The organism is Bradyrhizobium uaiense (genome assembly GCF_010811875.1).
GTDB classification, from domain to species: Bacteria; Pseudomonadota; Alphaproteobacteria; order Rhizobiales; family Xanthobacteraceae; genus Bradyrhizobium; species Bradyrhizobium uaiense.
Genome location: NZ_VKHP01000514.1, coordinates 1 through 1,078, shown reverse-complemented (window position 1 = coordinate 1,078; position 1,078 = coordinate 1). Strand labels below are relative to the sequence as shown.

At 66.1% G+C, this 1,078-nt stretch carries 1 protein-coding gene; it reads left to right on the top strand.

The window, feature by feature from the left end:
- Positions 1-296: 296 nt before the first annotated feature.
- The coding region (locus tag FNJ47_RS46190) for a CNNM domain-containing protein (RefSeq protein ID WP_163163447.1) at positions 297-1,078 on the top strand (782 nt) is incomplete at its 3' end.

Below are 1,078 nucleotides of genomic sequence, written 5' to 3'. Positions count from 1 at the left end.
CGCCATCCGCTCCCACGCCGCGTCGCTCAATACCAAACGGTCCATCACACCCAAGGCGGCCTCCCCAAAAGCAGCCTTGAATCTGATTTGCTCCTAAAAGGGAATCCTTAGAGTCCACACCACCTAGCGCTCGTGCGCCTGTCATCGCGCCAAAATGCCGCGATCTCCTCCTGCATGCACGCCATACGCACCCTCTGCTTGTGCAGGAACGCTCGACGAGGCACAGCAAAACCGCTCCGGAATGCCTATATTGGGCGCCGTATAGCGGCCAACGCCGCCAAAGCTCAGGGACTCCCGTGTTATATCTGGAACTTGCGATCGTGGCGGTCTTGATCGTCGTCAACGGTCTGTTGTCGATGTCGGAGCTCGCGATCGTCTCCTCCCGCCCGGCACGCCTGGCGGCGCTGGTCGAACGAGGCGTCAGCGGTTCGCGCCGCGCGCTGGCGCTGGCCTCCGATCCCGGAAAATTCCTCTCCACGGTGCAAATCGGCATCACGCTGATCGGCGTGCTGTCGGGCGCATTCTCAGGTGCCACGCTCGGCCAGCGCCTCTCGCAATGGCTGTTCGAGCTCGGGGTGTCCGCGAACGTCGCCGATGCGGCCGGTGTCGGCATCGTCGTCGGCGTGATCACCTATGCCTCGCTGATCGTCGGTGAGCTGGTGCCGAAGCAGATCGCACTGCGCGATCCGGAGTCCGTCGCCGTGCGCGTCGCCCCGGCCATGACGATGATGGCGCGGCTGTCGCTGCCGCTGGTGTGGCTGCTCGATCGCTCCGGCAAGCTGCTGCTGTGGGTGCTCGGCCATCGCGAGGACGCGCAGGACCGCGTCAGCGAGGACGAGATCAAGACGCTGGTGGTGGAAGCCGAAAACGCGGGCGTGCTGGAGCCCGGCGAAAAGGAGATAATCGCCGGCGTGATGCGGCTCGGCGATCTGCCGGGGGGCGCCGGGATGGCGGCGCGCCACGGGGGCAGCCTGGTCGAGCTCGAGGCACCCGCGCCCGACAACCCGTCGGCGGTGAAGAAGAGCACTCAACCGGGGTGCGTAGGGGTCGACGGCCACCGGGATCATGAGCGCGGCAG